The organism is Anaerobacillus sp. 1_MG-2023 (assembly GCF_030547345.1).
Classification (GTDB): Bacteria; Bacillota; Bacilli; order Bacillales; family Guptibacillaceae; genus Guptibacillus; species Guptibacillus hwajinpoensis_B.
This window is the reverse complement of sequence record NZ_JAUORD010000011.1, coordinates 64,937-91,547: the sequence shown is the minus strand read 5'-3', so window position 1 is coordinate 91,547 and position 26,611 is coordinate 64,937. Positions and strand designations below refer to the sequence as shown.

26 protein-coding genes and 1 other annotated feature are annotated in these 26,611 nt (G+C 39.9%); of the genes, 8 read left to right on the top strand and 18 right to left on the bottom strand.

Annotated elements, in window-relative coordinates; genetic code table 11:
- Positions 1 to 34: 34 nt before the first annotated feature.
- The 3 genes from pepF to mecA all read right to left on the bottom strand — a co-directional run bounded on the left by pepF (position 35) and on the right by mecA (position 4,002).
- Positions 35 to 1,858, bottom strand: a complete 1,824-nt coding sequence (gene pepF, locus Q4550_RS17150; RefSeq protein ID WP_303534842.1) for an oligoendopeptidase F — start codon at positions 1,856 to 1,858, stop codon at positions 35 to 37.
- A 92-nt stretch (positions 1,859 to 1,950) separates the two neighbouring features.
- Entirely contained in the window at positions 1,951 to 3,132 is a 1,182-nt protein-coding gene (locus tag Q4550_RS17145; RefSeq protein WP_283152343.1) for a competence protein CoiA, read from the bottom strand.
- Positions 3,133 to 3,318: 186 nt separating this feature from the next.
- The gene (mecA, locus tag Q4550_RS17140) at positions 3,319 to 4,002 is read right to left on the bottom strand and encodes an adaptor protein MecA (protein WP_194222276.1); all 684 of its coding nucleotides are present in this window, start codon (positions 4,000 to 4,002) and stop codon (positions 3,319 to 3,321) included.
- A gap of 269 nt (positions 4,003 to 4,271) precedes the next feature.
- On the opposite strand from mecA, the gene Q4550_RS17135 reads away from it, so the two are divergent.
- Positions 4,272 to 4,949, top strand: a complete 678-nt coding sequence (locus Q4550_RS17135) for a TerC family protein (protein ID WP_303534839.1) — start codon at positions 4,272 to 4,274, stop codon at positions 4,947 to 4,949.
- Positions 4,950 to 5,145: 196 nt separating this feature from the next.
- On the opposite strand, the gene spxA is transcribed toward Q4550_RS17135, so the two are convergent.
- Positions 5,146 to 5,541, bottom strand: a complete 396-nt coding sequence (gene spxA, locus Q4550_RS17130; RefSeq protein ID WP_098443134.1) for a transcriptional regulator SpxA — start codon at positions 5,539 to 5,541, stop codon at positions 5,146 to 5,148.
- Positions 5,542 to 5,829: 288 nt separating this feature from the next.
- Here spxA and Q4550_RS17125 point away from each other — a divergent pair, with 288 nt between their 5' ends.
- A complete protein-coding gene (locus Q4550_RS17125; RefSeq protein WP_303534837.1) occupies positions 5,830 to 7,032 on the top strand; it encodes an efflux RND transporter periplasmic adaptor subunit in 1,203 nt (400 codons plus the stop codon).
- A gap of 11 nt (positions 7,033 to 7,043) precedes the next feature.
- Positions 7,044 to 10,109 (top strand): efflux RND transporter permease subunit, encoded by a 3,066-nt coding sequence (locus Q4550_RS17120; RefSeq protein ID WP_303534835.1) that lies wholly within the window; start codon positions 7,044 to 7,046, stop codon positions 10,107 to 10,109.
- A gap of 47 nt (positions 10,110 to 10,156) precedes the next feature.
- On the opposite strand, the gene Q4550_RS17115 is transcribed toward Q4550_RS17120, so the two are convergent.
- Both Q4550_RS17115 and Q4550_RS17110 read right to left on the bottom strand, forming a co-directional pair.
- A complete protein-coding gene (locus tag Q4550_RS17115) occupies positions 10,157 to 10,285 on the bottom strand; it encodes a hypothetical protein (RefSeq protein WP_255462008.1) in 129 nt (42 codons plus the stop codon).
- Between the two features lie 33 nt (positions 10,286 to 10,318).
- A complete protein-coding gene (locus Q4550_RS17110) occupies positions 10,319 to 10,882 on the bottom strand; it encodes a GNAT family N-acetyltransferase (RefSeq protein WP_303534834.1) in 564 nt (187 codons plus the stop codon).
- 156 nt (positions 10,883 to 11,038) lie between these two features.
- Between Q4550_RS17110 and Q4550_RS17105 the strand changes: the two genes are divergently transcribed.
- Positions 11,039 to 11,218: a hypothetical protein gene (locus Q4550_RS17105; protein ID WP_303534833.1), complete on the top strand. Its 180-nt coding sequence runs from the start codon at positions 11,039 to 11,041 to the stop codon at positions 11,216 to 11,218.
- 83 nt (positions 11,219 to 11,301) lie between these two features.
- On the opposite strand, the gene Q4550_RS17100 is transcribed toward Q4550_RS17105, so the two are convergent.
- Entirely contained in the window at positions 11,302 to 12,510 is a 1,209-nt protein-coding gene (locus Q4550_RS17100) for a putative glycoside hydrolase (RefSeq protein WP_303534832.1), read from the bottom strand.
- A gap of 178 nt (positions 12,511 to 12,688) precedes the next feature.
- Between Q4550_RS17100 and Q4550_RS17095 the strand changes: the two genes are divergently transcribed.
- Positions 12,689 to 13,225 carry an HD domain-containing protein gene (locus Q4550_RS17095; protein ID WP_303534831.1) on the top strand — a complete coding sequence of 179 codons (537 nt, stop codon included), beginning with the start codon at positions 12,689 to 12,691 and terminating at the stop codon, positions 13,223 to 13,225.
- Here the strand turns inward: Q4550_RS17095 and Q4550_RS17090 are convergent.
- The 6 genes from Q4550_RS17090 to Q4550_RS17065 form a co-directional block, all read right to left on the bottom strand.
- On the bottom strand, positions 13,222 to 13,620 hold the full coding sequence (locus tag Q4550_RS17090; protein ID WP_303534830.1) for a hypothetical protein: 399 nt from the start codon (positions 13,618 to 13,620) through the stop codon (positions 13,222 to 13,224). The two genes, Q4550_RS17095 and Q4550_RS17090, sit on opposite strands and share 4 nt — an antisense overlap.
- 306 nt (positions 13,621 to 13,926) lie before the next feature.
- Positions 13,927 to 14,859, bottom strand: coding sequence for an ABC transporter ATP-binding protein (locus Q4550_RS17085; RefSeq protein ID WP_303534829.1), 933 nt, complete (start codon positions 14,857 to 14,859; stop codon positions 13,927 to 13,929).
- Positions 14,852 to 15,922 (bottom strand): ABC transporter ATP-binding protein, encoded by a 1,071-nt coding sequence (locus tag Q4550_RS17080; protein ID WP_303534828.1) that lies wholly within the window; start codon positions 15,920 to 15,922, stop codon positions 14,852 to 14,854. The genes Q4550_RS17085 and Q4550_RS17080 overlap by 8 nt, the downstream gene beginning before the upstream one ends.
- 11 nt (positions 15,923 to 15,933) lie before the next feature.
- A complete protein-coding gene (gene opp3C / locus Q4550_RS17075) occupies positions 15,934 to 16,956 on the bottom strand; it encodes an oligopeptide ABC transporter permease (protein ID WP_303534950.1) in 1,023 nt (340 codons plus the stop codon).
- Between the two features lie 5 nt (positions 16,957 to 16,961).
- A complete protein-coding gene (gene opp3b, locus Q4550_RS17070) occupies positions 16,962 to 17,891 on the bottom strand; it encodes an oligopeptide ABC transporter permease (RefSeq protein ID WP_303534827.1) in 930 nt (309 codons plus the stop codon).
- 176 nt (positions 17,892 to 18,067) lie between these two features.
- Positions 18,068 to 19,753 carry a peptide ABC transporter substrate-binding protein gene (locus tag Q4550_RS17065; protein ID WP_303534826.1) on the bottom strand — a complete coding sequence of 562 codons (1,686 nt, stop codon included), beginning with the start codon at positions 19,751 to 19,753 and terminating at the stop codon, positions 18,068 to 18,070.
- 462 nt (positions 19,754 to 20,215) lie between these two features.
- On the opposite strand from Q4550_RS17065, the gene Q4550_RS17060 reads away from it, so the two are divergent.
- Together Q4550_RS17060 and trpS are read left to right on the top strand one after the other, a co-directional pair.
- On the top strand, positions 20,216 to 20,587 hold the full coding sequence (locus Q4550_RS17060) for a DUF3899 domain-containing protein (protein ID WP_283152353.1): 372 nt from the start codon (positions 20,216 to 20,218) through the stop codon (positions 20,585 to 20,587).
- Between the two features lie 53 nt (positions 20,588 to 20,640).
- Positions 20,641 to 20,867: a binding site (T-box leader), on the top strand.
- 60 nt (positions 20,868 to 20,927) lie between these two features.
- Positions 20,928 to 21,917, top strand: a complete 990-nt coding sequence (trpS, locus tag Q4550_RS17055) for a tryptophan--tRNA ligase (RefSeq protein WP_303534825.1) — start codon at positions 20,928 to 20,930, stop codon at positions 21,915 to 21,917.
- 94 nt (positions 21,918 to 22,011) lie between these two features.
- Here the strand turns inward: trpS and Q4550_RS17050 are convergent, their stop codons facing one another.
- The 3 genes from Q4550_RS17050 to Q4550_RS17040 form a co-directional block, all read right to left on the bottom strand.
- Positions 22,012 to 22,758 (bottom strand): YjbA family protein, encoded by a 747-nt coding sequence (locus tag Q4550_RS17050; RefSeq protein ID WP_194221188.1) that lies wholly within the window; start codon positions 22,756 to 22,758, stop codon positions 22,012 to 22,014.
- 738 nt (positions 22,759 to 23,496) lie between these two features.
- Positions 23,497 to 24,735, bottom strand: a complete 1,239-nt coding sequence (gene fabF, locus Q4550_RS17045) for a beta-ketoacyl-ACP synthase II (protein ID WP_303534822.1) — start codon at positions 24,733 to 24,735, stop codon at positions 23,497 to 23,499.
- 31 nt (positions 24,736 to 24,766) lie between these two features.
- Positions 24,767 to 25,705 carry a beta-ketoacyl-ACP synthase III gene (locus Q4550_RS17040; protein ID WP_303534820.1) on the bottom strand — a complete coding sequence of 313 codons (939 nt, stop codon included), beginning with the start codon at positions 25,703 to 25,705 and terminating at the stop codon, positions 24,767 to 24,769.
- Between the two features lie 178 nt (positions 25,706 to 25,883).
- On the opposite strand from Q4550_RS17040, the gene Q4550_RS17035 reads away from it, so the two are divergent.
- Positions 25,884 to 26,237, top strand: coding sequence for a YppG family protein (locus Q4550_RS17035; protein ID WP_303534818.1), 354 nt, complete (start codon positions 25,884 to 25,886; stop codon positions 26,235 to 26,237).
- Between the two features lie 31 nt (positions 26,238 to 26,268).
- Here the strand turns inward: Q4550_RS17035 and Q4550_RS17030 are convergent, their stop codons facing one another.
- Both Q4550_RS17030 and Q4550_RS17025 read right to left on the bottom strand, forming a co-directional pair.
- The gene (locus Q4550_RS17030; RefSeq protein WP_159782169.1) at positions 26,269 to 26,412 is read right to left on the bottom strand and encodes a hypothetical protein; all 144 of its coding nucleotides are present in this window, start codon (positions 26,410 to 26,412) and stop codon (positions 26,269 to 26,271) included.
- 12 nt (positions 26,413 to 26,424) lie between these two features.
- Entirely contained in the window at positions 26,425 to 26,601 is a 177-nt protein-coding gene (locus Q4550_RS17025; RefSeq protein WP_194221184.1) for a ComZ family protein, read from the bottom strand.
- Between the last annotated feature and the right edge of the window lie 10 nt (positions 26,602 to 26,611).

Sequence of the window (26,611 nt, the reverse complement as noted above, 5' to 3'; positions counted from 1 at the left end):
GTAGTAGAGAAGGCTTTTTTGCGGCCTATGGAGCCTATTCGTCTTCGAATAACAAATTCTCCATTTCGTTAAGAATGGATTCAAATACATCTAGTGCGTCACTGATTGGTTTAGAAGAAGTCATATCTACTCCGGCCTTCTTCAAGACTTCAATCGGATAATCTGAGCTTCCTGCTTTTAAGAAATCAATGTATCTTGAGACTGCTTCATCGCCTTCTTCAAGAATTTGATTTGAGAGGGATGCAGCTGCGCTAAATCCAGTCGCATATTGGAATACATAGTAATTGTAATAGAAATGAGGAATACGAGCCCACTCGAGAGCAATTTCATCATCGATCACAAGATCGTCACCAAAATACTTTTTGTTAAGATCATAGTAGATCGAGGAAAGAAGATCTGGCGTCAACGGCTCACCATCTTGCGCTCTTTTGTGAATCGCATGCTCAAACTCAGCAAACATCGTTTGTCTAAATACCGTTCCTCTGAATCCTTCTAGATAGTGGTTTAATAAATAAAGCTTTTCCTTTTTGTCTGAAGTGTTTTCAAGCAAATAATGATTGAGTAACGATTCATTTGTTGTTGAAGCAACTTCAGCTACAAAAATGGAATAATTTGCGTATGGATAAGGTTGGTTTTCTCTTGTGTAATAACTATGAACCGAATGGCCGAATTCGTGAGCGAGCGTAAATAAATTATTCACGTTATCTTGCCAGTTCATTAGAATATATGGACGAGTTCCATACGTACCTGAAGAGTAAGCCCCGCTTCTTTTACCTACATTTTCTTGCACATCAACCCATCGGTTTGAGAAGCCTTCTTCTAAGATCTCTTTGTACTCTTCTCCTAGTGGAGATAATCCTTTGAGAATATAATCTTTCGCTTCTTTATATGAAACCTCCATCTTCACTTCTGGTACAAGTGGTGTATAGAGATCATACATATGAATGTCATCAAGACCAAGTGCTTTCTTTCGAAGGTTTACATAGCGATGCAATAGATCAAGGCGATTGTGCACTGTTTCCACAAGGTTGTCATAGACGTCTTCTGGAATGTTATTACTATCAAGTGCAGCTTGTCTTGCCGAATCGTAATTACGCACGCTAGCATAATAGTTGTCTTTCTTAACTGTTCCACTTAGGGTAGAAGCAAAAGTATTCTTGAATTTCCCATACGTTTCATAGACTGCCTTGAACGCATCTTTCCTTACACGACGGTCGCTACTCTCAAGAAAACGAATGTACCGTCCGTGTGTAACTTCCACTTCTTCCCCATTCTCATCCTTAATCGTTGGAAACTTCATATCTGCATTATTTAACATGCCAAACGTGTTGCTTGAACTGTTCGTTACGTCGCTAACCCCGGCCAGAATGGCTTCTTCTTCCTTAGATAGAACGTGCGGACGCTCTCGATTAATTTCATCTAATGCTTGCTCATAAAGTTTCAGTTCTTTCTTTTCGTTCAAATACTGTTTGATGGTTTCTTCGGGAACACTTAGAATTTCTGGTACAACAAAAGCGAGCTCACTACTCACCTGCGTCGCAAGATTAGCTGCACGATCATTAAGACCCTGGTAATGCGAGTTAGTTGTATCCTGATCATAGCGCATATGGGCATATGTATACAGCTTGCCAAGCTTAATTGTAATTTCATCTTGTTTTTGAAGGGCCGCATAAAGCGTATCTGCAGAATCGGCTAACTTCCCTTTGTATTCTTCCATCTCCGGGAGAAGTGCTTTTATTTCTTTAAATTCCTCATCCCATTTTTGATCGTTTTCGTAAATGGCTTCAAGATCCCAAGTATCTTCTACTGGAATTTCGTCTCGTTTAGGTAGAGCGTTTACTTTTTTCTCTTCCATCATTAGACACCTCCATCAAATAATTACCTCACATACATTATCGTACCATATTCCTCTTAGGATTCTTACAATTTCGCTCGACAAACGTTGCAGTTTCACACAAGTTTCCCGAGAATTTCATGATCTTTTTTAGTGCATCGCTCAACTTGCTGGTGAACCTCAGGTTGATAAAGCTTTTCATATCGTTCATTATCCCATTCTTTCAAAACTTTTAACCGAACTAATTGATCAATATATCCCTTTAGTGCCGCTGACACTCCTTCACCCTGTATCTTGTGAGGGCCATTTCTTACTTTAATAAGAGTAGCATCGATTACTTGTTGGAAGGCATTTATTAATGACTGCATAGAGAACGATTTATTTTGAGGAATGAAAGAAAGATAGCAAATAATAATCCACGTTTGCCATAAATAAGAGGGGGTTTCAATCCAGTAGTTTTGTGAAGATGGGATGCCAGCTTCAGAGGGGAAAGATCGAATAGACTTTCCGCTAAGATAGAGTCGTTTACGTAAGAAGTAATAAATGAATGATTTTTCACCGTGGGGATTTTGACGCCAAATTTGTTTTTGCTTAAACCATATGGGCACGGATTCATGATTAGTAAAAGGAGTATGAGACTTAAATAAATCGAAATAAGAAATAGATGAAGCGCTATGATAAGTGGTTGTACAGATGAATTTTGTAGGGGTTAAGCTATAGTGGATCGTTAGGTTCGCGAAGGTACATTCTTCGGGGCAATAATAATAAATAGAAGGAGAACCTCTATGGTGAGATGCTGCTGCCCAGTCCATAGCTGTAAGGGTGTGAATGAGGGAATATAGTCGTTTGAGTCGCTTTGCTCCAAGAATCCACGTTACATGAATGTTTGTAGCGTTATAATCAAATGATCGTTTCGTAAGCAGTCTCGCTTCTATTGAGGCACATTGAAATTCAATCGCCGTACGAGATGAGGGGATAAATAGATCGGGGCGTTGATTAGAGGCAATTAACACATGTTCTAATTGCACATCCTGGTGATCTTCTCTAAGCCAATCATAAAGGTGTTGTTTTCCGGTTAGGTGATAATTAGATTCTCGCTCCCATTCCATTTCACAAGGGGGGGAACCTTGATGAGCAAAATGCCATATCTTCTTTTCACCTAGCTTCATGACAACCCGCTCACGGCACCCAGGACAATAATAGGGTGTGGAACGCCTTAATTTCCGTAGCTCATCAAGGCTGAAGCAACGGTCGGCAAGATTGAGTAATGATCCATTTATAGTTGAAGCAGTTAACATCACAACACCTCTCTTTTATTCGTTCCTAACAATAATTCTCTTCCTAGAGAAACATCCCTCTACAGTTTCTATATTTATTTGAATGAGATAACCGGCTTGACCACATGGCCAAGGCTGCTTTTTTATGGCCCCTCCAAGGATTGGAGAAATAAAAAAAAGCCGATTTCCATAGAAATCGGCCTCACCTTATAAGAGTGGGAAGTGTCCGCGGAGTTGTTCAAGAGCCTGCTCAGAGAGAATCTCCTTACCGTATTCATGAATGCGGTGAATGGTCAGGTCTGTTTCATATCCGTATTCCAACAGCTGACTCAATCGATTGTCCTGATCTTCTTCTATCAATGTTTCGTCGAAGACAACATGGAGATAATAACGGTCCTCATAATGATACAATCCATTTTCGACTCCAGTTGAATCAAATCCGTGTGACAATGAAATCACATCTTCAAAGTCTCTAAATCCGATCATAAAGGAAAGCTCTTCACCTTCTAGCGGCTCAGGCTCGTCTTCTGGATCTAAATTGTTCTGAAGCGCAAATTTATCATCAAGAATTTTATCCATATTTTCATCGAGCGGAAGATCAAGCTGCTTATCCTCTGACATCGGAAGTTCAAGTTTGGACCCGTCGTTTGACATTTGTGCACGTGTCACAATGATTTCAAGACCCTTTTCAAGTGCTTGAACTTGTATCCAGAGTGGACCCTCAAGTGAAAACTGTTCCCTTTGATGTGCTTCGTCCATCATTTCCCAGAACAATTCTTCTCCTCTTTCTCTATCGTACCAAATTTCTTCTCGATCGAACCCTCTATTTTCAATATCTCTATACGTAATAAAGAATTTTAAAGTATTCGCATTGACGCGTTCGATTTCCATGTGCACTCTCTCCCTCCTGTTTAGTTAACCGGAAGGCTATTCCCTCTGGGATACTCCTAATTTTCTCTTTCCCTTAAGTGGCTTGAGTTTAACCACTTTTTCTCTTGTAATACCATTCTATGATAAACCATCAAAGAATGGAAATAAAAAATCGTTTGATTTTTTCACTCATATTAAACCATATACACGATATATTTATTTATGTGTATAGCTTGCCCTAAAGTGCTCCTGTCATATGATTAAAAATTCGCTATTCGGGAGTGGATTCCTTGCTTACCTTAGAAACCATGACTCAGATTCTGTTTATTATCGGTATTGATATCGTCCTAGGTGGTGACAACGCAGTTGTAATCGCCCTCGCGTGTCGTAATCTCCCCGATTCTCATCGCAATAAAGCTATCATGATGGGAACAGCCATTGCTGTTGGACTTAGAATAGCACTAACCATTGTCGCTGTCTATTTATTGATGCTCCCTTTCTTATTAATTGTTGGTAGCCTCTTTCTTCTCTACATTTCCTTCAAATTGGTAATAGATAGTGAAAGTAATGAAACGGTCCAATCCACCTTTTCGTTTTGGGGAGCCATTCGAACCATTGTCATAGCAGATCTCATTATGGGGCTTGATAATGTACTAGCGATCGCTGGTGCATCCGAGGGGAAACTGCCGCTTGTCGTTTTTGGATTATTCATCTCTATCCCTATTATCGTATGGGGGAGTCGAATGATCATGCATGCCCTTGATCATTTTCCTGTATTAATTTACATTGGTGCAGGCATTTTAGCTTTTACCTCCGCAAGGATGTTAACAAGCGCAGCAGAATTAAAAACCTTCTTTTATACATACCCTTCCATGGAAATAGCTACCGAGATTATATTTCTTCTCATTGTGATTGTTGGAGGGTGGTTAGTAAAGAAGGTAAAAGGAAACATCCTTTATATTTATTAATCTGTACTCTTGGTATGAGGAGATAGTCATTCCTATCGACAAAAAAACTTCTACAGGAAATCCTGTAGAAGTTTTTAATTAGTTGGCTATGTTTATGCATATTGTTGATACTTCGCCTTGTGATGCCCTATGATTGGTTATCACAGGGGTAAAGAGTCAAAAATCGAGAATCAACAATATAAGCTAATATAGCTAATTAGTTAACGAGACGCTGTGCCTCTTGAAGTTGAAAAGTACGAACCTTGCGAGGTAGGAAACGACGAATTTCATCTTCGTTATAACCAACCTGGAGTCTTTTTTCATCCAAAATGATTGGACGGCGAAGCAATCCTGGATGCTCGCTAATTAGCTCAAATAATTCCTGTAAAGAAACCGTATCAAGATTTAAGTTCAATTCCTGGAAAGTTTTTGAGCGAGTTGATATAATTTCATCTGTTCCGTCTTCAGTCATACGTAAAATTTCTTTCACTTCTTCAATAGTAAGAGGTTCAGAAAAAATGTTACGTTCTGTAAACGGAATATCGTGCTCCTGCAACCACGCCTTCGCTTTTCGACAAGATGTGCAGCTTGGTGATGTATAGAGTGTTACCATAAGGAATTGCTCCTTTCTATAAGTAAACGTCAAATCTACATTAGAAAAATTATCTTTTCACAATTTGTATTATACTACAATTCTTATCAAATAAATAGAGGATGACAAAAATTACATAAAAGCTATACAATAACTATACAAATGATTTATGTTAAGTCTAACTCCTATATACCCCTTCTTCACTCTCCCAAACCTTTATTGTTTAAAAATGTTTGATTTTTTATCTGAAAAAAGTTTCTTTCACATGATACGATTCGTAAGAGATACACTAATTCTGAGGTGAATAATATGAAAAAGGCTCTGTTTCTTGTAAGTATACTCGTCTTTGCAAGCGCTTGTACGACACAGGAAATTACAAATGAAGAAACTTCAAATGAACCGATTCCAGTTGAAGTCGCTACTGCTCAACAAAAAAACATTTCGAATGAACTTGAATTAGCCGGACAAGCTACTCCTGGAGTGACGATCCCGCTCGCTGCCCCTTCCCCTCTAGAGGTAAAAGAAATTAACGTGACTGTTGGGAGCACTGTGGAAAAAGGTGATCTCATTGCTTCTCTCGACGATTCTACAGCGAGAGAAAATGTCAACCAGCTAACGAATGCGGTCAATGAGCTTGAAAAAGCCGTTAGCCAGGCTCAAGAATTGTCTGGACAAGCAGAAAAAAGTGCTCAAGAGTTAAAGAATCTTCAATCTGAATTAAATGCGTCACTCGAACGATCTAAGGAGCTACTTAATGAACTTGATTCAGAAGAAGTGACTGCTGCTGATGTTTTAAAGGAAAGTCTTGAAATAACCATAAAGCAGGCACAATTATCCCAAGCTGCAGCCCAGGTTCCTTCAATGTCAGCAGGTAATGTGACACAGCTTGAAACACAGTTGTCCGAAACAAAAGCAAGCCTTAACCAGGCAAGGGACGTCTTAAATGCAACTACAATTGAATCACCTATTAATGGAATCGTTTCTCAAATCAATGCTGAAGAAAATGCTGCAGCAGTGCCAAGCACCCCGCTTGCGGTCGTCGTTAATTTAAATCCGATTAAAGCTGCCTTTCAAGTAAATAGCTTTCAAATTACACAGTTACAAAAAGATCAGGAAGTGAAGATCACTTTTGACGGTGTCGATGGTTCTTTTGATGGGAAATTAAAAGCGATCCCACCTACAGCAAATGAACAAACGGGTTCATTTCTAATTGAGATTCCAATTGAAAACAAAGACTTGAAAATCAAAGGTGGTATGAAAGCAACTGCGACCATACAAACAGATGTCATAGAGAACGCTGTAACTGTCCCTAAGGATGCAATTATCTATGGTGATAATGAAACGTATGTTTACGCACCACAAGGAAAAAAAGTGAAACAAGTTAACGTCGAGCTCGGAGCAGAGACTGATGAAAGCATCCAAATTACAAACGGTCTCTCAAAAGGTGATAAAGTCATCACTAAAGGTAAAGATCGTTTAAACGAAGCATCTGAAATCCAGGTACAGAAGTGAGTTGAACACACATGAATATTGCTAAGCTTTCCGTCTTTCGTCCAATTGCTATGGGGATGGTGATTATTTTCATCCTCATTATCGGAACAGTATCACTACGTAACATGCCAGTTGATCTGTTTCCTGATCTAACTTTCCCTGTTGCAGCCGTAACGGTTACATATGATGGTGCTGGTCCTGAAGAAGTTGAGAACTTACTAGCCTCCCCTCTTGAGAACGTGATGGGAACCTTACCGAATGTCGAAAGTATATCGTCCGTCTCACAAAATGGTGGTGCCCTGATCCTCGTTTCATTTGAATGGGGAACAGATATGGATTTTGCTACGTTAAATATGAGGGAACAAATTGATGCAGTTAGAGACTCTCTACCTTCTGAAGTACCAATTCCTAAAGTATTGCGTTTTAATCCTAGTGATATTCCTATCATGCAACTTGGAGTGGCTGGATCGGAGGAAGATCTTACTGCAGTAAAAAAAGTAATTGAAGATCAAATTAAACCTTCACTTGATTCAGTACCAGGGGTTGCAGCTGTTACGATCGAAGGTCAGTTAGAGAAGGAGATTAGATTAACTGCTGATCCAGATAAATTAAGTCAGTATGGCGTCACCCTTACAAACTTACAGCAGCTAATTGGGTCAGAAAATCTTAATTTACCAAGCGGGTCTATCGAAACAGAGAATAAAAACCTGCCTCTTCGCGTAACAGGGGAGTTTAAATCCGTTGATGATTTGAAAAACTTATCCGTGCCCACACAGAATGGGACCGTCAAGCTTAATCAGCTCGTTGAAATCGAAGAAATGATGAAACCTGCCGTTCAAGAAAGTTTCTTAAATGGTGAGCCGGCGATTGGTTTTTCAATCCAAAAACAATCTGGAGCAAACACCGTTCAAGTAGTGAAGCAAATTAATGAGAAGCTTGAAGAAATTCAGCCTTCCCTACCAGAAAGCATGGAAATTAAAACCGTATTCGATCAGGCGAAATTTATTAATCAGTCAATCCGTGCTGTTGTATGGAATATTATTATTGGAAGTCTTTTAGCAGCTGCCGTTCTATATCTGTTCTTACGCAATATTCGCAGTACGCTAATTATTGGTTTATCCATACCTATTTCGATCGTAAGTGCATTTATTTTAATGTATTTCTCAGGTCAAACCATCAACCTCCTAACACTAGGCGGCCTCGCGCTCGGAGTTGGAATGATGGTAGACAACTCTATTGTTATTCTAGAAAACATTTACCGACTAAGGCAGGAAGGTAAATCACTTAAAGAAGCGGCAGTAGATGGTACGAAAGAAGTTGGTAGTGCAATCATTGCATCTACACTCACTACAGTTGTCGTTTTCTTACCAATTGTGTTTGTTACTGGGCTCGCTGCCCAGCTCTTTAAACCATTAGCTCTTGCTGTTACCTTCTCACTATTAGCGTCACTATTTACAGCACTTATTATTGTGCCTTTGTTATCATCTCTTCTGATGAATCGAAACGAATCGAAATCGATTTTTCAACTTAAATTTGATCGGGTTAATAATTGGTATCGTCGAGTATTAGATAAAACACTGTCTCATCCTAAAAAAACAATCGGCTTCACCGTTCTGCTCCTTGCTATTTCAGCAGCAGGAACGCCTTTTATTGGGACAGAATTCCTTCCTGCACAGGATCAGAGCTTTGTGAATATATCAGCGAATCTTCCTGCAGGAAGCTCTCTTGACGCCACTGAAACCGTCACAGAGGAAATTGATAACGTCTTAAAGTCAACTCCTGAAGTTGATCTATCCTATTTAACAGCTGGAGGAACTGACAACTTTAGTGTTGGAGCTGGCAGTCAAACGAACCGGGCTAGCTACAGCGTCCTGCTCGTTCCAATCAATGAACGAGATCAATCTGACTTAGAAGTAGCCGAAGATATCCGAAAGAAGCTTAAAGGTATACCGAACGCCGATATTTCTGTATCTGCCAGTGATTCTGGATTTAGCGCTGATCCTATTTCAATTAACATCATCGGACCTGATCTTGATGTTTTGAAAGAACTTTCGGATGATGTGATGGAGAGCTTATCAGAAGTCGATGGCGTAAGAGAACCAACTTCGAGTATCGAATCCAACAATCCAGAAGTTCAAATTCTAATCGATCGTGAGAAGGCTGCGAGCTACGGAATAGGCAGCTCACAAATTTCAACAACGATTTCTAATGCCACAAAAGGACTTGTAGCAAGCAATCTTGCAAGAGATGGCAATCAATTAGATATTCGCTTAGCAGTTGAAGATAAATATACAGATTCCCTTGATTCTCTATCTAGCCTATTAATCGAGACTCAAACTGGGGAAAAAATCCCCCTTTCTGCTGTTGCCGAGATTAAACGGGGTCTTGGTCCATCGGAAATTACACGTTCGGATCGATTAAGGCAAGTGGAAGTAACAGCGAGTCTATTGGGTCGAGATCTTGGAACGGTAACAGATGAAATTCGCGAAAAACTAGTCAAAGACGTTCCGCTCCCTGGTAATTCATATAAAATTACTTTTGGTGGACAAGATGAACAAATGAACGATGCTTTCTTTAAATTGTCAGGCGCTCTTGCTCTTGCCATTGTTCTTGTTTATATGGTTATGGCAGGACAGTTTGAATCGTTTCTCTATCCATTTATCATTATGTTCTCTGTTCCGCTCACAGCAATCGGGATTATATTCGGCCTACTTATTTCCTTCCAGCCTCTTGGAGTAGGTTCGCTCGTTGGTATGCTCATTTTAACGGGAATTGTAGTCAATAATGCGATTGTACTCGTTGATTATATTAATAAGCTTCGTGAAACAGGGATGGGAACTCGTGAAGCGATTTTAGAAGCAGGCCCCATTCGCTTAAGACCGATTTTAATGACAGCTTTAACGACGATTCTCGGTCTAGTTCCTTTATCATTCGGGTTTGGTGAAGGTACAGAAATTCAGCAACCGATGGCCATCGTCATCGTATTCGGATTGAGTGTAGCAACGTTTATAACATTAGTATTTATTCCTGTTGTTTATTACTTGATTGATCTACGTCGTCAGAAACGATTGGATAAAAAATTAGAAACAAATGAATAGAAAAAAACCGAAAGCCAGCTGGGGCTTTCGGTTTTTTGTTACATTCTTTAAGCTGATGTTCTCGTATTTGAGGCGGGCTCTTTCGAAGACTGCGGTTTCCAGGTTTTCCAACGTCGTTTCAATAAATCCTTCAACCATTCGCGCTTCTTTTGCTTTTTCTTCTCACGATTCTTCATAAGAAGGTTCCCTCCTGATCGAAAACAATACTCTTATTCTTCAATGAGTTCCTTATCTTCTTTAAGACTCAGCACTTCCTCAACAGGCTGATAAGACTCACCATACAACTGCATATCTTTGTAAGTATGAATCTCCTGATACGTATGCTTCATCGCTTCGTAAATTTCTTTCTCACCAGCTTCGTTTGGAGACCAGAAAAGAATTTCCATTTCATTGATCTCGTTTGTAGCAAGAGATCTTCTTCGGTAGCCAATCGACTTCGCGTGTTTAAATCCTTCTCTCAAATAAAAGCGCTGTCTTTTTTCAGTATCTGTTTCATCATAATCAACAGGCTCTACCTCAAGAATAATGGGCTTATTCTTTTCTTTAAGTTCTTCAATTAATTTCTTTCCTAGCCCCTGACCTCTGGCATCCTTGGAAACGAAAATATAATCCACGAATATGAAATCAGGAAGATCGGCATACATTAGAACATGGTGCGGCCCCTCGTCCTTATTGTAAATGTCACCTTTTTCTTCAAGCAGTAAGTCCATATGCTCTTTTGATTTCATCTCTTCAATGGGGAAATATTGCTTCAGCTTCTCATACCAGTTCATTGATCTACTCCCTTTTAAATTAATTCGTCACTAATAGTATAACACATTTATCCAGTAAAATAGTGCTAAGGTAGATAAGGCAGTAGTTATTTTCCCCTCTTCTCAGTTATGTAAACATACTGTACACTAATATCAAACATGCTAAGGAGGAATGAAATGAACTTTTTTGCTGAGTTTATCATGCTCGCTATTCTACTCATTAGCTTCACAGCATTTATTGCTATCTTCTTAAATGCATCAGGCCGTTTCCTTTTTTCTAAACAAAAATCCTCCTTCCAACAGCCTTTAGAAGATAGTCAGAAAAACTGGAGGAAATTAACGAAAGATTCATTCTAAACCAGCACATTGAGCATTACACGTAAGGGAATCGTATATAGAGAAAAAGGATTGCCTTCACAGGCAATCCTCTTCTTTACGTATCACGGTGTATAGTCGACATTCTTTGTATAACTATTACTTGCGTCCCAAAGTAGATATTCATTAATACCGTTATCTTTCAAGGCTTTAATTTGAGCTTCTACTTCCGCCTTTCCGTAGTTCAAGTAATTTCCGCTACCAAGATAACTTGCAGTGAAATCCTGAATCCATGGACGGCTTGTAGGAGCATTATCCAATTTGCCTAATACTTCATTCTCTACTTTTGCATACTCATTTATTAAGTTATATGGTTCCAAATCAGGCTTTGAAATTCCAAAATAGGATCCCCAGTGACTTGGATAAATCATAGATGAAATAACATCAACGTTACTAGAAATCTTAGAGAAATTCTGTCCGATACCAGGCGCTTCAGGAATCGTTGCTGAGTAACCAAAAATATCAACCGATACATCAACATCGTACTGCTCAAGTTTTGAATTCGCATATGCTACAAAGTCCGTTACAGCCTCCACACGTTTTTGAACATTGTCCATATCCATATCTGCATATTTGCCCATCGAATATTCTAATGTGTCTTCACGTGTTTCAAATCCTTCTGGGAAACGGACGTAATCAAATTGAATTTCTTTGAAGCCCATTTTAGCTGCTTCTATCGCAATTTCAACATTGTAATCCCATACCTCTTCCTTAAATGGGTTAACGAATGCTTCTCCACGTCCGTTTTTCCAGATAGAGCCACCTTCTTTATATGAAAGTTCTGGTCTTGCTTCTGCAAGCACTGTATCTTTAAATACAACTACTCGCGCGATTGGATAGATCTCGTTTTTCTCCATCTCTTCTAAAACCTTGCGAGGATCTTTCATATAAGGCTTGCCAATCTCATACTCTGCTAATGGAGAATCCTTCTTTGGTTCATATGTAAGATTTCCAAAATCATCTTTAATATCGATGACCATTGCATTTAAGTCTGTTGAGTTCACAAATTTTGTGAGCTTGCTGAATCGACTTCCACCTGCAGAATTTCCTGTTACGTAAATACCTCGAACTGCATCAGGATATTCGAAATCAAGACCAGAATCATAAACGAATCTTGGTAGTCGATCTGGTAACGTTAGTTCTTTTTTTTCTGTCTCAATCCCTTTAAGATTTGTCGCTGATAATGCTTCATCTGCTTGTACCGATTGCCCAAAAGCAGAAAAAAGCAAAACTGACGCGAGCAGGCCTTTCAACCCCACATTAAAAATACGCACAGCTTCTCTCCCCTTTATTAGTTTGCCTCCTCTATTATAAGATGAATAAACGCTCTTTGAAAGAACTTCCAGTAAAATTTCTCATGTCTTTTTCGTGAACGATATAAATTGCTTTATTTTTTATCAAATGGTATGATATTTAGAAAAATAAATTTAGATTGGTGAGGAGGCCATAACCATGAGAAACGTAACACTAACTGATATCTATCAACTACCATTTGCACGAAAGTATCTAAAACGCGCTGGATTGGCTCATGCGATTACTGTGGCCAAACACGCTTATCATTTCGCGAGTGAACATGATGTCAATCCTGATCTTGCTACTAAAGCAGCATTACTTCATGATATAGGTCACTATACATGGTACCGAAATGGAAAATGGGATTATAACTTATATAAACAAAATGATATTCATGCGATCAAAGGGGCTGAGCGTGCTCACAAAATGCTGATACGTCTTGGTGAAAATCCAGTTTCAGCAAAGGAAATTGCCGTCGCAATCCTATTCCACACGGATTCCTACTTTATGGGAACTGTAAACCGTAATGCTCTTCAAGAAGTAGTTGCAATGGCTGATGAAGCGGACGAAGAACCTGGTGGTAATCACCACTATAAAGTTATCTCTGAAGAAGAAGCGAGAAATGAGCTCGCTGCACTCGATCACTTGATTGAACAGAGCTTGAACAGTCAAAAGGAGTGGCAGCAAAGTGTTTAAGAACCACTATAGCTCAGGAAAGGGATCTCGATATGTAAATCCTTTCCATCCCTTTCCCTTATCTCCCCTTCCCACTTCTTTACAAAAGTCATTCCGTACTCACTATTAGGCACACTCATCATAATCCTCTTCTTTTTCTGCTTATAAGCCAATTGAACGATAAATTCGTACAAACCCCACCTCTTCTTTTCATTGCCTTTATAAAAAAATTCCACAGCCTCAACATACTCTTCAAATGTTTCAATCCAAACATATCCTACGTTTTGTTCTTTTTCTTCAAATAAGTATACGATAGAATGAGAAGAAGGCTGTAACTGTAACCTTGCCATATTTTCTGATCTAATCGACTCGAGCGTTTCTTCATCAAACTCTGAATTGTAAGTGTAAAAAATCATATGGATCCTCCTCTATTTTGCTTTGTATGATTTCACAAAAGGCATCTCAGTAAAACGAACAAAGTAACTACAGCTTTTCTGAAAGGAGAGTTTATGATCACATTAAAAATTAGTTTGCTTATTTCTACTTTTATTCTGTGCGGACTTATTTTAGTAGACTATTCGCTTCCCGTTGACTTATCCCTTTGTGTAAAAGGATTTCTGATTGTTCCAATTCTACTCTACATAGGTTATCTAGTCATAAAATTTCGTCATAAAAAGCACTAAAAAAGGACCTCATTTCAGTTGAAATGAGGTCCTAACCTTTTAAACTGTTACTTGGTACTTTTGGTACTCTTCTTCAGTACAAGCGATCCAGTGTCCTTCCACTACTTCACGAAGAACTCGTTCTTCTCCATTTTCAGGAAGGTGCTTATCTGGGTCATAAACTTTACGTTTTCTAGAGCGCTCATACTCTGGATCCGGAAGTGGAATCGCAGATAGAAGAGACTGAGTATAGGGATGTAGTGGGTTTCGATAAAGCTCTTCACTTTCAGCAAGCTCAACGATTTGGCCACGATACATAACACCAATACGATCACTAATGTATTTTACCATAGAAAGGTCATGCGCAATAAACAAATACGTTAAGCCTTTTTCTCTTTGAAGTTTCTTCATCAAGTTAACAACCTGTGCTTGAATCGAAACGTCTAGAGCAGAAATAGGTTCATCCGCAATAATAAACTCTGGATCAACCGCAAGAGCACGAGCGATTCCGATACGCTGTCTTTGCCCGCCACTAAATTCGTGAGGATAACGGTTCGCATGCTCTTTGTTCAACCCTACTGTTTCAAGAAGCTCAACCACTTTGTCCATACGGGCTTTCTTAGACGTTGAGAGACCGTGAATATCAATGCCTTCCGCAATAATATCAGAAACGGTCATTCTCGGATTTAAAGAAGCGTATGGATCTTGGAAGATCATCTGCATCTTTTGATTAAATTTCTTAAGATCTTTCGCAGATTTCTTTCCGTGCACATCTTCTCCATTAAATCGAACTTCACCGTCAGTTGCGTCGTATAGGCGAATAATAGTACGTCCAGTTGTGGATTTTCCACAACCAGACTCTCCAACTAGACCGAACGTCTCGCCTTTATAAATATCAAATGTTAAGCCATCAACAGCTTTTACTGTGCTTTTACCTACTTTAAAATGCTGCTTTAAGTTTTTAATTTCTAGGAGTTTTTCTTGACTAGACATTCTTCCCACCATCTTTCGCGCCAATGATCGGCTCACTTGGAGCCATTCCCTGCATACGTTTTTTAATTGCTGCAGGCGGTTCTACTTTAGGTGCTTTCTCGTGCAATAGCCACGTTGCTGCATAATGCGTATCTGAGATCTTAAACAACGGTGGCTCCATTTCTGTATCAATCTTCATTGCGTATGGATTACGCGGAGCAAATGCGTCACCTTTAGGTGGATCAAGTAGATCTGGCGGTGATCCTGGAATAGCAATAAGCTCTTCATCTGTTGAGTCTAGACTTGGCATTGAACCAAGAAGCCCCCAAGTGTAAGGATGCTGAGGGTTGTAGAATATTTCATCTACCGTTCCAGTTTCAACAATTTTACCTGCATACATAACCGCTACGCGATCTGCGATATTAGCTACAACCCCAAGGTCGTGAGTAATAAAGATAATCGACGTACCCATTTTTTCTTGAAGATCATTTAGTAGCTCAAGAATTTGAGCCTGAATTGTAACATCTAGAGCTGTTGTTGGCTCATCTGCAATAAGAACACGAGGATTACATGCAAGAGCAATGGCAATAACTACCCGCTGTCTCATACCACCTGAGAATTGGTGTGGAAATTCATTCACTCTTCCCTCTGCATTCGGAATACCAACGAGTTTCAAAAGCTCAATCGCACGTTCCTTCGCTTCTGATTTATTCATATTTTGGTGCTTCACTAGACCTTCCATGATTTGCTTCCCGATAGTCATGGTCGGGTTAAGTGAAGTCATTGGATCTTGGAATATCATTGAGATTTCAGATCCACGAATCTTTTGCATTTCTTTTTCGGAAAGATGAGCTAAGTCACGATCGCCGAACTTAATTTCACCTTCTTTAATTCGTCCTGGTGGGTTTGGAATCAAACGCATAACCGCTTTTGATGTAACGGATTTCCCTGATCCAGACTCTCCAACAATTGCTAATGTTTCACCTTTATTTAAATGGAAGTTTACTCCACGAACGGCTTGCACTTCTCCAGCAAACGTATCAAAGGAGACGTGCAAATCATTCACTTCTAGAATCTTTTCCATTCTAATCCCCCCTATTTACGTAGCTTTGGATCAAATGCATCTCGAAGGCCGTCACCAAGAAGGTTAAAGGCAATCATAATCAATGAAATGATAATCGATGGCCATAGCACAAGATGCGGATAAATTTGTAGACTCTTAAATCCACTGTTAATGATGGAACCAAGTGAAGCTTCCGGCGGTCGTAGTCCAAGACCGATAAAGCTTAGGAATGCCTCGAAGAAAATCGCATTCGGAATTGTAAACATCGTTGTAATAATGATTTGTCCTAGTACATTTGGAATCAAGTGCTTTCCAATAACCCGTCCACTAGTAGCTCCTAGAGTACGTGACGCTAGAACAAATTCTTGCGATTTAAGTTTTAAGACTTGACCACGCACAATCCGTGCCATCCCAATCCATCCTCCGACAGACAGGGCTAAGATAATTGAGAATATCCCAGGTTCAAAAATTAAGATGAAGAGGATAATTAATATCAAGTTTGGTATACCTACTAAAACTTCAATAATACGCTGAAGAATGTTATCAACTCGGCCACCATAATAGGCAGAAATACCACCATAAGCGACACCAATCACAAAATCAATAAAGGCTGCTGCTGCAGCGATGAATAGAGAAATTCGCGTTCCCTGCCAAACACGCGTCCACTGATCTCGTCCGAATTCATCCGTACCGAACCAGAAGTATTCGTCTTCATAGCCTTTAGCTTCATACTGATCTGTTCCGCGGATATCAACTCCGTTAACTCCTAGAAAATCAACATTTTCAAGCACTGGAACTTTAGCAGGAAGCTTCGCTCTTGTTAATTCCTGTTCAGAATATGAGTGTTCATTCATTCCGGGTCCGAAAATTGCCAATAGAATAATGGCAACGATAATAATGAGTCCAGTAATAGCCCCTGGATTCTTTTTTAATCTTCTCCACGCATCTTTCCAAAACCCTGTGCTTTCACGTGCTATTTGTTCATTTTCTAATGAATCTGTTTTAGCGGGTTGAAACATGTCGTCTGAAATGTCGTGTAGCTTCTCTTGTTTCATACTCATTAACTCTTACCTCCCGCTAAACGAATTCGAGGATCGACAATACCATACAAGATATCTACCACTAGAATTACAAAAATAAATAGTGCACTAAAGAAAAGCGTTGTACCCATAATAATTGGGAAATCGTTTGTTAAAATCGAGTTAACAAATTTCTCACCAAGCCCTGGTATGACAAAGATTTGCTCAATTACTAGAGTACCTGTCATTAGACCTACAACCAGTGGTCCCATAATAGTAATGATAGGTATAGAAGCATTACGGATTGTATGTCTAATAACAACCGCTGTGCTACTTAAGCCTTTTGCCTTCGCTGTTGTAATATAGTCCTGTCCGAGAACTTCTAGCATTTCTGTTCTCATAAAGCGAGCTATTGTTGCGACAACAATCGATGCAATTGCAATCGTTGGCATGATTGTATAAGCGAAGCCATCCCAGTAAGCAACCGGTAACAACTGCCACTTAACACCAAACCAGTATTGCATTAGGCCAGCGATAACGAAGTTCGGAATTGAAATACCAAGAACTGCGATAACCATTGTTCCATAATCAAGAAATGTATTGTGTCTTAATGCTGCAATGATCCCTAGGAATAGACCAATGATTGTTCCAACTACTAGTGATTGAAGTCCTAGATAAGCTGAAGGTCCAATACGTTCACCGATAATCGTTGACACTTCACGGCCATCCTGCTGGAAGGAAACACCGAGATCACCGGAAATTAAGTTTTTCATGTAATTGAAATACTGTACAGGAACGGGATCGTTCAAACCATATTTATCATTCAACTGCACAATTTGTGTTTCTGTCAGCTTATCCTGGTTGTTAAACGGTGTACCAGGGAGAAGCTTCATTAGAAAAAATGTTAGCGAAGCAATAATTAGGAAGGTAATCAACATTGAAATGATCCTTCCGCCAATATAACGTCCCACTACAACCAACCTCCTCAAAAGATACCTGCTTATATAGTATAAGTCGAAAAATGGAATTTCACTAGAAAAAATTTTCTATCTATTTCACTTCTAGCTATCGTTTCGACATATTTCTTATTACAGGTAAAAAAGAGAGCATATGTCAGGATGACATATACTCTCCTGAAAAACTGAAATTATTTACCTTCGATCTTAGCCCATTTGTAAGAGTAATCTGCTCCAAATGTGTGTACATAGAAGTCCTTAACGTAATCCTTCTTAAGGACCGCGTTACCTTTCTGGTAAGTAGGAACAATTGCAATGTCCTCTTCCATTAGAACTTTCTCAGCGTCTTGCATCATTTTCCAACGCTTCGCTTCATCTGTTTCTTTCTTAGCTCCTGAAACTAGCTCGTCATACTTCTCGCTAGAGTAGCCCATGCGATTATATGCGCCGTCTGTTTCAAACATATAAAGGAACGTCATTGGATCTGGATAGTCAGGTCCCCAACCGCCAGTTGAGATATCAAAGTCACCAGAATCTTCAAGCTCAAGGAACTGCTTCCAAGGCTGCTTGTTGATTGTTAATGTAAGACCATCAAGCTTCGTTTCAAACTGATCTTTAGCGTATTCTGCAATTTTAGCAGCGAGATCGTTATCAGTTGTTAGGAATTCTAGTTCTACAGAGTCTGTACCAAGTGCCTCAAGTCCTTTTTCCCAAGCTTCTTTCGCTTCTTCTTCACCTTGATCAGCATAGAAGCCGTCTGGAGAGAATTCACGGAAATCATCGCCGTCTGGACCGTTAACGAAATCTTTAGGTACGAAATACTTCGCAGCTACAGATCCGTTGTTTAGAAGTACATTAACAAGTCCTTCTCTATCGTAAGCAAGGTATAGTGCTTTACGAATATCTTTGTTAGCAAGTGCTTCTGTTTCCTGGTTCATACGCATGAAGTACATTGTTGGCTCAACGATAGTTGAGAATTCTTCATTATCTTTAAACTGATCTACGAAGTCTGCCGAAAGACCTGCCCGATCGATCTTACCAGTTTCATAAAGGTTTACAGTAGTAGCTGTATCTTGCACTACTTTAGTCGTAATCTTTTCAAGACTTACAGTTTCAGCATCCCAATATTCAGCGTTCTTTTCAAAAGTCCATCCTTCACCGTGGTTCCACTCAGCAAAAACGAATGGTCCGTTGTAAAGCATTGTATCTGCTTCAAGTGCAAATTGCTCGCCCTGTTCGTCAGCATATGCTTTAGGTTGTGGATAGAATGTTGCGAAAGTTAGTAGTGATTTAAAGTAAGGAACTTTTGTATCTACAGTAATTTCAAGTGTTTTCTCATCTACTGCTTTAGCTCCAAGCTCTTCTACTTTACCGTAAAGTGGATCGCCTTCAGTAATGATTGCATTACCGTTTTTGATTCCAGCAGTACCAAACATAGAAGCGTAAGGAGAAATTGTATCTGGGTTTAGCGCTTTATGCCATGCATAGATGAAGTCATCTGCTACTACATCTGATCCGTCAGACCATTTAGCGTCGTCACGAATTGTAAATGTGTAAACAGTTTCACCGTCTTTTTCTTCTTCTGTTGGTTCTTCAGCAGCCATACCAAGTGTAGGCTCGTTATTTTCGTCAAGACGATATAGTCCTTCGAAAACCTGGTTCATTGCGTTAAAAGATGTTGCATCAGTAGCTTGCGTAGTATCCATTGAAGGAATCTCCGCAGTTTCTACTAGGTTAAGTACTTGTTCAGAAGCGGAGTCTCCATCTCCATCGCCGCCGCTGTTCCCCCCGTTGTTTGAGCCGCCGCCGCAAGCCGACAGGAATACGCTCAATACAAGCACAAGAGATAGGACAAGAGTCCATCTTGATTTCTTCATGCTGTGTGACCTCCCTTAAAATATGTAGCTATAAAAGCTAGTGATCCGCATGACGGAATTCATCAAATTATCTAACTATTTACGTGAGAATAATCTGATTCGTTCCGCCCACAACTCGTATTATACAAGTTTTCTAATTATTTTGCATACGTTATTTTTACACTCATTTACAAAAACCGCGCCACGATTACGTTTGCATAACAAAAAATAGTTCTTTAGTCCTGGTATAAATTCTCTGGTTTCTGGGTAAGATTTGATATTTTACAGTCAAATGTATGAAAATCTATCTACACCCCCTTACCTAAAAGTATATAGTATACTTTGGTGTATACTATATGCATATCGCGAAATATTCTGAAATGTAAACAATGTATTAAACCGTTACACATTTCTAACTTCTTTATATTGTTCTTGACTAATTATTTTTTTATACTTGATAGTAGAAAGAAAATGGGGGCTACTATGAAATCACTTACTTTAAAATCAGGTATCTTAATTGTGCTTGCGATTACCGCGTCAATGATTATCTCATTTACTTCTGACGGAGGCCTTGGCATCCAATCCATATCAGATATACTCTTTATGATTGCACTTGCTATGGTACTTATTGGTGCTGCTCTTCACGTAGTTCAAACGGGGTTTTTCGACGGAATTGTCTATTCATTTAAACGGTATTTTAGAAATACGGCTAAGCGACAAATGATTGAGGAGGATACTTCCGAAATTCATTACAAACTTGATTATGATAACCCAATCACTTATCCACTCTTAATGGCAGGCGGATTTTGTGTCATACTCACTATTATCATTTCCATCGTTCTTATAAGCAGCTAACTTGTTGCATGCGATGATTTAGTTGCGCTATACTAGTTAAAGAAGAAGGATACAGAACGGCTAAGATGAAGAGTAGTACAAACTGATGTGATTTATAGAGAGCCTATGGTTGGTGGAAATAGGTATCACACTTTTTGGAATGGACTTCTGAGCCCCTTTGCTGAAGACTTTAGTAGGCATTGGCGTGAGCATTCACGTTACCACTACCGGTATTTAATACCATAAGTGATCCAGACTTACTGGATAAGCAGGGTGGCACCACGGTCCATTCGTCCCTAGCATTAAGGGATGAATGGGCCTTTTTGTATGCTTTTTTAGAAAATGAGAGGAGCTACACACAATGAGCGTTATTTTTTCGGGTATTCAACCGAGTGGAACATTAACAATAGGGAACTATCTTGGAGCAATGAAGCATTTTACTGATCTTCAGGATGAGAATGAGTGTTATTTCTGCGTTGTAAACCAGCACGCAATTACAGTACCTCAAGAAAAACAAGCTTTAAAACAGAATTCAAGGAGTCTTGCTGCATTATACCTTGCTTCAGGTATTGATCCTGAAAAATCAACACTTTTCATTCAATCTGAGGTACCAGCTCATGCTCAGCTGGCATGGATGTTACAATGCGTTTCTTATATAGGTGAATTAGAGCGCATGACCCAATTTAAGGATAAATCAACTGGAAAAGAAGCTGTAAGCGCAGGTTTGCTTACATATCCCCCACTTATGGCTGCTGATATTCTTCTTTACGGTACAGAGATTGTCCCTGTTGGAGATGACCAGAAACAGCACATTGAGTTAACTCGTAATCTTGCTGAGCGTTTTAACCGTAAATTTAATGACATTTTCGTTATGCCTGATGCGCGCATTCCTAAGGTCGGGGCACGAATCATGTCACTACAAGATCCTTCTAAAAAAATGAGTAAGTCTGACTCCAATCAAAATGCGTTTATTTCAATGCTTGATGAGCCAACTACTATTATTAAAAAAGTGAAACGTGCGGTTACTGATTCAGATGGAGTTGTCCATTACGACAAAGAAAACAAACCAGCGATCTCTAACCTGCTTACGATTTACTCTCTTTGCTCAGGTAAAAGCGTTGAAGAAATTGAATCCCTATATGAAGGTCGAGGATATGGTGACTTTAAGGCGGAGCTTGGTGAAGTAATCGCTGATATGTTAAAACCTATTCAGGATCGCTATAATGATCTCATTTCTTCATCTGAACTAGATGACATCCTTGATCATGGGGCGGAGAAAGCGAACCGTAAAGCATCTAAAATGCTTACAAAAGCAGAACGTGCCATGGGGCTTGAAAGAAAAAGAAGATAAAGAAAAAAGGAAGGTTGCACTGGGCAACCTTCCTTTTGCTTTATCCAAATCAATAATAGTCAATAATTGAGAGACTAAAGATCTAAGCTTTTCGTTAATTCACGTGTGTTCCTTTTTCAAGCTCCCATATTTTTTCGAAATACGGCTGCCCTTTGATGATTCGCTCACAGATTTGCTCATGCTTAGCTGACCAACCTGCCTTCACTTCTCTATATAGCCCTTCCCATGCCTCGTCCATTTCCATACTTTGGATTTGCACATACTGTTTCGGCTGACATTCTGTAAACCAATAACGTATTTCAGCCGAGTTACCACTAGAATATAGTTGATCTAGTGCCATAAACAAAAGCTGCTTCAACTGTCTTTCTTTTCTAGTAAGTCCCATCATAATGTCTGGTCCTGGAGAAAGAATATGATGTTCTTTCAAAGGTTGATCTGATTCAAATGGATAACTGATAGCTTCAACATCTGCCACCATTTCATAAACTGCTTTTTCTTGTCTAGGTATCACTCGACTTTTGCGAATCGGAATCTTATACCCTAATGTATCAATGACAATAACCCCTCTGCCGTCCGTAGCCAAGAAGCAATACTCTAAAGGTGATCGTTCATTATTTTTACGTATATAGCTCTGTTGAAAAACATCACTAAGTAAACTCTCCGGAAGCTCCGTCAAATCATTCTCAATGTAATGATACAGTAGTGACTCCACCTTAATAACAGGCACCTGATCCAGCAACTCAATAAAATCATCTTTTCGCCATTCATGAAAATTGCAAACATTGTACCCATTCTCTTCACCTTCAAACCAATTCACCCAAACATCTCGCAAATACAACATCTGGCTACCCCTCACTTCGCTACTGTTTGTAAAAACAGTATAGTCAGGACCAAGTCAAATTATTCCATGATAAGTATATTATTAAGAAAAGATTAATAGAACACTGAAAAGCGGAAGCCTCCGTTTAGACCCGGCAGGCACTGGAGCCTTTTCATTTGAACACGGTCTTTGTGTTCGGATGAAATGGTGAAGTGACCGAGGGTCAGGAGGCTGCAGCTGGACATGAAAAGCGGAGACGAGCGTTTAGAAACGGAGATATTGGAACTCTTGAACTAGAACACGCTTTTTGTGTTCTGGTGAAAGAGTGAAATATCGCAGTTTCTGCGAGTCGCAGCTAGACTGAAAAGCGAAGCGGGCCTGCTTAAATCCGCAGGATGTTGGAGCCCATGAGACTGAGACGCTTTTTGTCTCATTCGATTGGGCGAAACAGCCGGAGGATTTGGCCCGCGCAGCTAGACATGAAAAGCGGAGACGAGCGTTTAGAAACGGAGATATTGGAACTCTTGAACTAGAACACGCTTTTTGTGTTCTGGTGAAAGAGTGAAATATCGCAGTTTCTGCGAGTCGCAGCTAGACACGAAAAGCGGAAGCCTCCGTTTAGACCCGACAAGCACTGGAGCCTTAACAAAAGAACACGTCCTTCGTATACGAATTAAAAGGTGAAGTGGCCAAGACCCTGCCCACTCCACCTAAACACAAAAACCCCCCCGGGAAATCTCCCAGGGGGTTACAACCTATCTACTTTACAAATTTCTTAAACACCAATGTCGCATTATGACCACCAAAACCAAGTGAATTGTTCATGACTGCATTTACTTCAGCTTTACGTGCTTTGTTTGGAACATAATCGAGATCACAGTTTGGATCAGCCGTTTCATAATTGATTGTAGGTGGGAGGATTCCTTCTTCTAGCACCTTCGCACAGAAAACCCCTTCAACCGCACCTGCAGCGCCAAGCAAATGACCAGTCATTGACTTTGTTGAACTAACCGCAAGCTTATAAGCATGCTCTCCAAAGACAGACTTAATCCCTGCTGTTTCGTACCTATCATTATAATCCGTGCTTGTCCCATGGGCATTAATGTACCCAATGTCAGCAGGCGTAAGACCAGCATCATCAATAGCCTGTTGCATTGCACGTGCGCCGCCTTCCCCTTCAGGAGCCGGTTGCGTAACATGATAAGCATCACCTGTTGAACCGTACCCTACAATTTCTCCATAAATTTTAGCGCCGCGTTTTTCAGCAGATTCAAGGCTTTCAATGACAAGGATTCCTGCACCCTCACCAATAACAAACCCATCACGATTCGCATCAAATGGACGACTTGCTGATGCAGGATCTGGATTAGTAGATAAAGCCTTCATCGAGCCAAATCCAGCTACGCTCATGCTAGTAATAGGTGCTTCTGAACCACCAGTAATCATCACATCAGCATCTCCACGCTGGATCACCTTGAAAGAATCACCAATGGAGTTTGTTCCTGAGGCACATGCTGTCACTGTACATGAGTTAATTCCTTTTGCACCAAGCATGATCGAAACCTGGCCAGAAGCCATATCAGGAATCATCATTGGCACGAAGAATGGACTTACACGACGAGCGCCTTTGTCCATGAACGTGCGGAATTGGGATTCATAAGTTTCCATACCGCCAATACCAGAACCGATCCAAACACCGACTCTTTCAGCATTCTCATCATTAATCTTCAATCCTGCATCTTCAACTGCCATTTGAGAAGCTGCAACGGCAAATTGGGTGAAACGGTCCATTTTTCGAACATCTTTACGATCCATGAAATTTTCGGGATCAAATTCTAGAGCTTCACCTGATACTTTTGCTGCAAATTGATCTTTATCTAATCGTGTTAGTGGATTAATCCCAGAAACACCGTTAACTATATTTGTCCACGTTTCATCTACTGAATTTCCGAGTGGAGAAACAGTTCCCAACCCAGTAATAACTACTCTTCTTTTCATTTTACCAGCGCTCCTTTTTCTCTACTACTCATTAACGTCCTAATTTTAGGGCAACTGCTCCCCATGTTAAACCGCCGCCAAAGCCAACAAGAATAACCACATCGTCTTCCTTAACGCGGCCTTCCTCCATCGCCTCTGAAAGTGCGATTGGAATCGTGGACGAAGACGTATTACCGTATTTCTTAACCGTTGTCGCCATTTTCTCAATCGGAAGTTCAAGTCTCTGTCTTGACGCTTCCATGATGCGGATATTTGCTTGGTGAGGAATAAGGAAATCCACATCTTCTTTCGTTAAACCAGCTTTATCGATTACATTAATCGCTGATTGCCCCATTTGTCTAACGGCAAACTTAAATACTTCTCTACCATTCATAGCCATAAAACCATTTGGCTCTTGATAAAGATGTTTAGCTCCAGATCCATCCGAACCTAGTTCAAATGAGAGAATACCTCTTCCTTCTGTAACAGGCGCAATTACTGCTGCTCCTGCTCCATCTCCAAATAGTACGGCTGTGTTTCGATCTTCCCAGTCAGTAATTTTCGAAAGTTTCTCTACACCAACTACTAGGATATTTTTATAAGTATCGTTATTAATGTACTGACCAGCTGTAATCATGCCATACATAAATCCAGCACAAGCCGCACTTAAATCCATCGCAGCCGCATTCGTTGCACCAAGTTTTTCTTGAAGCAAACAGCCTACTGATGGGAATGGATAATCCGGAGTTACTGTGGCAACCAGAATAAGATCCAAGTCTTCCGCTTTTATATTAGCATCTTCAAGGGCCTTTTTTGAAGCTAAATAAGCCATATCAGATGTATTCATATCATCGTCTGCAATTCTTCTTTCTTCTATTCCTGTTCTAGTGCGGATCCATTCGTCAGATGTATCAACCATTTTCTCTAAATCTTGATTGGTTAATACACGTTCAGGTACATAATGTCCTACACCTACTAAACCAGCGTTCATCATGAATTTCCCCTTTATAGGATATTTTCTAACTTAAAACCAATCTTTAGTAGCTGGTACTAATTTTAATTCATAAGTGTGTGTTTGTCTACCTAACTGCTTCTTGGTGGGACTCACCATTCTTGCGTGACATTCATAAACTAAACATAAGTAAACTTGAACGAAGGGGGATAGATAGATGTATCCGTATAATCAACAACAGCCTTATTTTCACCAACAGCCTGGATATCATCACTATCAGCAACAGCCTTTCACACCTTATCCGCCATATCAGTCATTTGACCCCTACCAATCACATCATTATCAGCAGCCTATTCATCAGCAGCCTCAGCCCTACTATCCACACCCTTACTACCAGCAAGCCCAGCAACCATACTTTCCTCAGCAAGGATACCAGGGCGGACAGCCATTTATGAATCAATTTAAAAAGCAAAATGGACAGTATGATTTTCCTAAAATGATGAATACCGTTCAACAAATTACGCCGATGGTGAAGCAAATGGGCTCATTGCTAAATTTATTCGTTAAATAATAGAAAAGACGTGTTTCCACGTCTCTTCTATTCATTTAGAAAGAAACAGCATGCTTCCTGCACTTATAAATAGTAAAATTCCGGAAATGACCATTAAGCTAAAACTACCGATCAATATTCCTATTAACAAACCACCTAGTGGGACAAACCAAATCCAGAAAGCTTTACGGCCCATAATACTCTCTCCTTACTCCTGTGCATCCTGCTTCCCGAGCTCATAGGCATCTTCCATAGCCTTAAGAAAGAGCTGAAGCAATGGCTGCATCTTTTCAAGATCTAATTCGATTTCTTGCTCTCCAAGCGACTGCTTCGCTTCAGGTAAATACTTCATTGCAATTTGCATAAACTTCATGTTTTGATCCATTTCATTCACT

What these genes read in the sequence shown, in the direction of transcription:
- pepF (WP_303534842.1), bottom strand. Translation starts at nt 1,858, where the DNA reads ATGATGGAAGAGAAAAAAGTAAACGCTCTACCTAAACGAGACGAAATT.
- Q4550_RS17145 (WP_283152343.1), bottom strand. Translation starts at nt 3,132, where the DNA reads ATGTTAACTGCTTCAACTATAAATGGATCATTACTCAATCTTGCCGAC.
- mecA (WP_194222276.1), bottom strand. Translation starts at nt 4,002, where the DNA reads ATGGAAATCGAACGCGTCAATGCGAATACTTTAAAATTCTTTATTACG.
- spxA (WP_098443134.1), bottom strand. Translation starts at nt 5,541, where the DNA reads ATGGTAACACTCTATACATCACCAAGCTGCACATCTTGTCGAAAAGCG.
- Q4550_RS17125 (WP_303534837.1), top strand. Translation starts at nt 5,830, where the DNA reads ATGAAAAAGGCTCTGTTTCTTGTAAGTATACTCGTCTTTGCAAGCGCT.
- Q4550_RS17120 (WP_303534835.1), top strand. Translation starts at nt 7,044, where the DNA reads ATGAATATTGCTAAGCTTTCCGTCTTTCGTCCAATTGCTATGGGGATG.
- Q4550_RS17115 (WP_255462008.1), bottom strand. Translation starts at nt 10,285, where the DNA reads ATGAAGAATCGTGAGAAGAAAAAGCAAAAGAAGCGCGAATGGTTGAAG.
- Q4550_RS17110 (WP_303534834.1), bottom strand. Translation starts at nt 10,882, where the DNA reads ATGAACTGGTATGAGAAGCTGAAGCAATATTTCCCCATTGAAGAGATG.
- Q4550_RS17105 (WP_303534833.1), top strand. Translation starts at nt 11,039, where the DNA reads ATGAACTTTTTTGCTGAGTTTATCATGCTCGCTATTCTACTCATTAGC.
- Q4550_RS17095 (WP_303534831.1), top strand. Translation starts at nt 12,689, where the DNA reads ATGAGAAACGTAACACTAACTGATATCTATCAACTACCATTTGCACGA.
- Q4550_RS17090 (WP_303534830.1), bottom strand. Translation starts at nt 13,620, where the DNA reads ATGATTTTTTACACTTACAATTCAGAGTTTGATGAAGAAACGCTCGAG.
- Q4550_RS17085 (WP_303534829.1), bottom strand. Translation starts at nt 14,859, where the DNA reads ATGTCTAGTCAAGAAAAACTCCTAGAAATTAAAAACTTAAAGCAGCAT.
- Q4550_RS17080 (WP_303534828.1), bottom strand. Translation starts at nt 15,922, where the DNA reads ATGGAAAAGATTCTAGAAGTGAATGATTTGCACGTCTCCTTTGATACG.
- opp3C (WP_303534950.1), bottom strand. Translation starts at nt 16,956, where the DNA reads ATGAAACAAGAGAAGCTACACGACATTTCAGACGACATGTTTCAACCC.
- Q4550_RS17065 (WP_303534826.1), bottom strand. Translation starts at nt 19,753, where the DNA reads ATGAAGAAATCAAGATGGACTCTTGTCCTATCTCTTGTGCTTGTATTG.
- Q4550_RS17060 (WP_283152353.1), top strand. Translation starts at nt 20,216, where the DNA reads ATGAAATCACTTACTTTAAAATCAGGTATCTTAATTGTGCTTGCGATT.
- trpS (WP_303534825.1), top strand. Translation starts at nt 20,928, where the DNA reads ATGAGCGTTATTTTTTCGGGTATTCAACCGAGTGGAACATTAACAATA.
- Q4550_RS17050 (WP_194221188.1), bottom strand. Translation starts at nt 22,758, where the DNA reads ATGTTGTATTTGCGAGATGTTTGGGTGAATTGGTTTGAAGGTGAAGAG.
- fabF (WP_303534822.1), bottom strand. Translation starts at nt 24,735, where the DNA reads ATGAAAAGAAGAGTAGTTATTACTGGGTTGGGAACTGTTTCTCCACTC.
- Q4550_RS17040 (WP_303534820.1), bottom strand. Translation starts at nt 25,705, where the DNA reads ATGAACGCTGGTTTAGTAGGTGTAGGACATTATGTACCTGAACGTGTA.
- Q4550_RS17035 (WP_303534818.1), top strand. Translation starts at nt 25,884, where the DNA reads ATGTATCCGTATAATCAACAACAGCCTTATTTTCACCAACAGCCTGGA.
- Q4550_RS17030 (WP_159782169.1), bottom strand. Translation starts at nt 26,412, where the DNA reads ATGGGCCGTAAAGCTTTCTGGATTTGGTTTGTCCCACTAGGTGGTTTG.
- Q4550_RS17025 (WP_194221184.1), bottom strand. Translation starts at nt 26,601, where the DNA reads ATGGATCAAAACATGAAGTTTATGCAAATTGCAATGAAGTATTTACCT.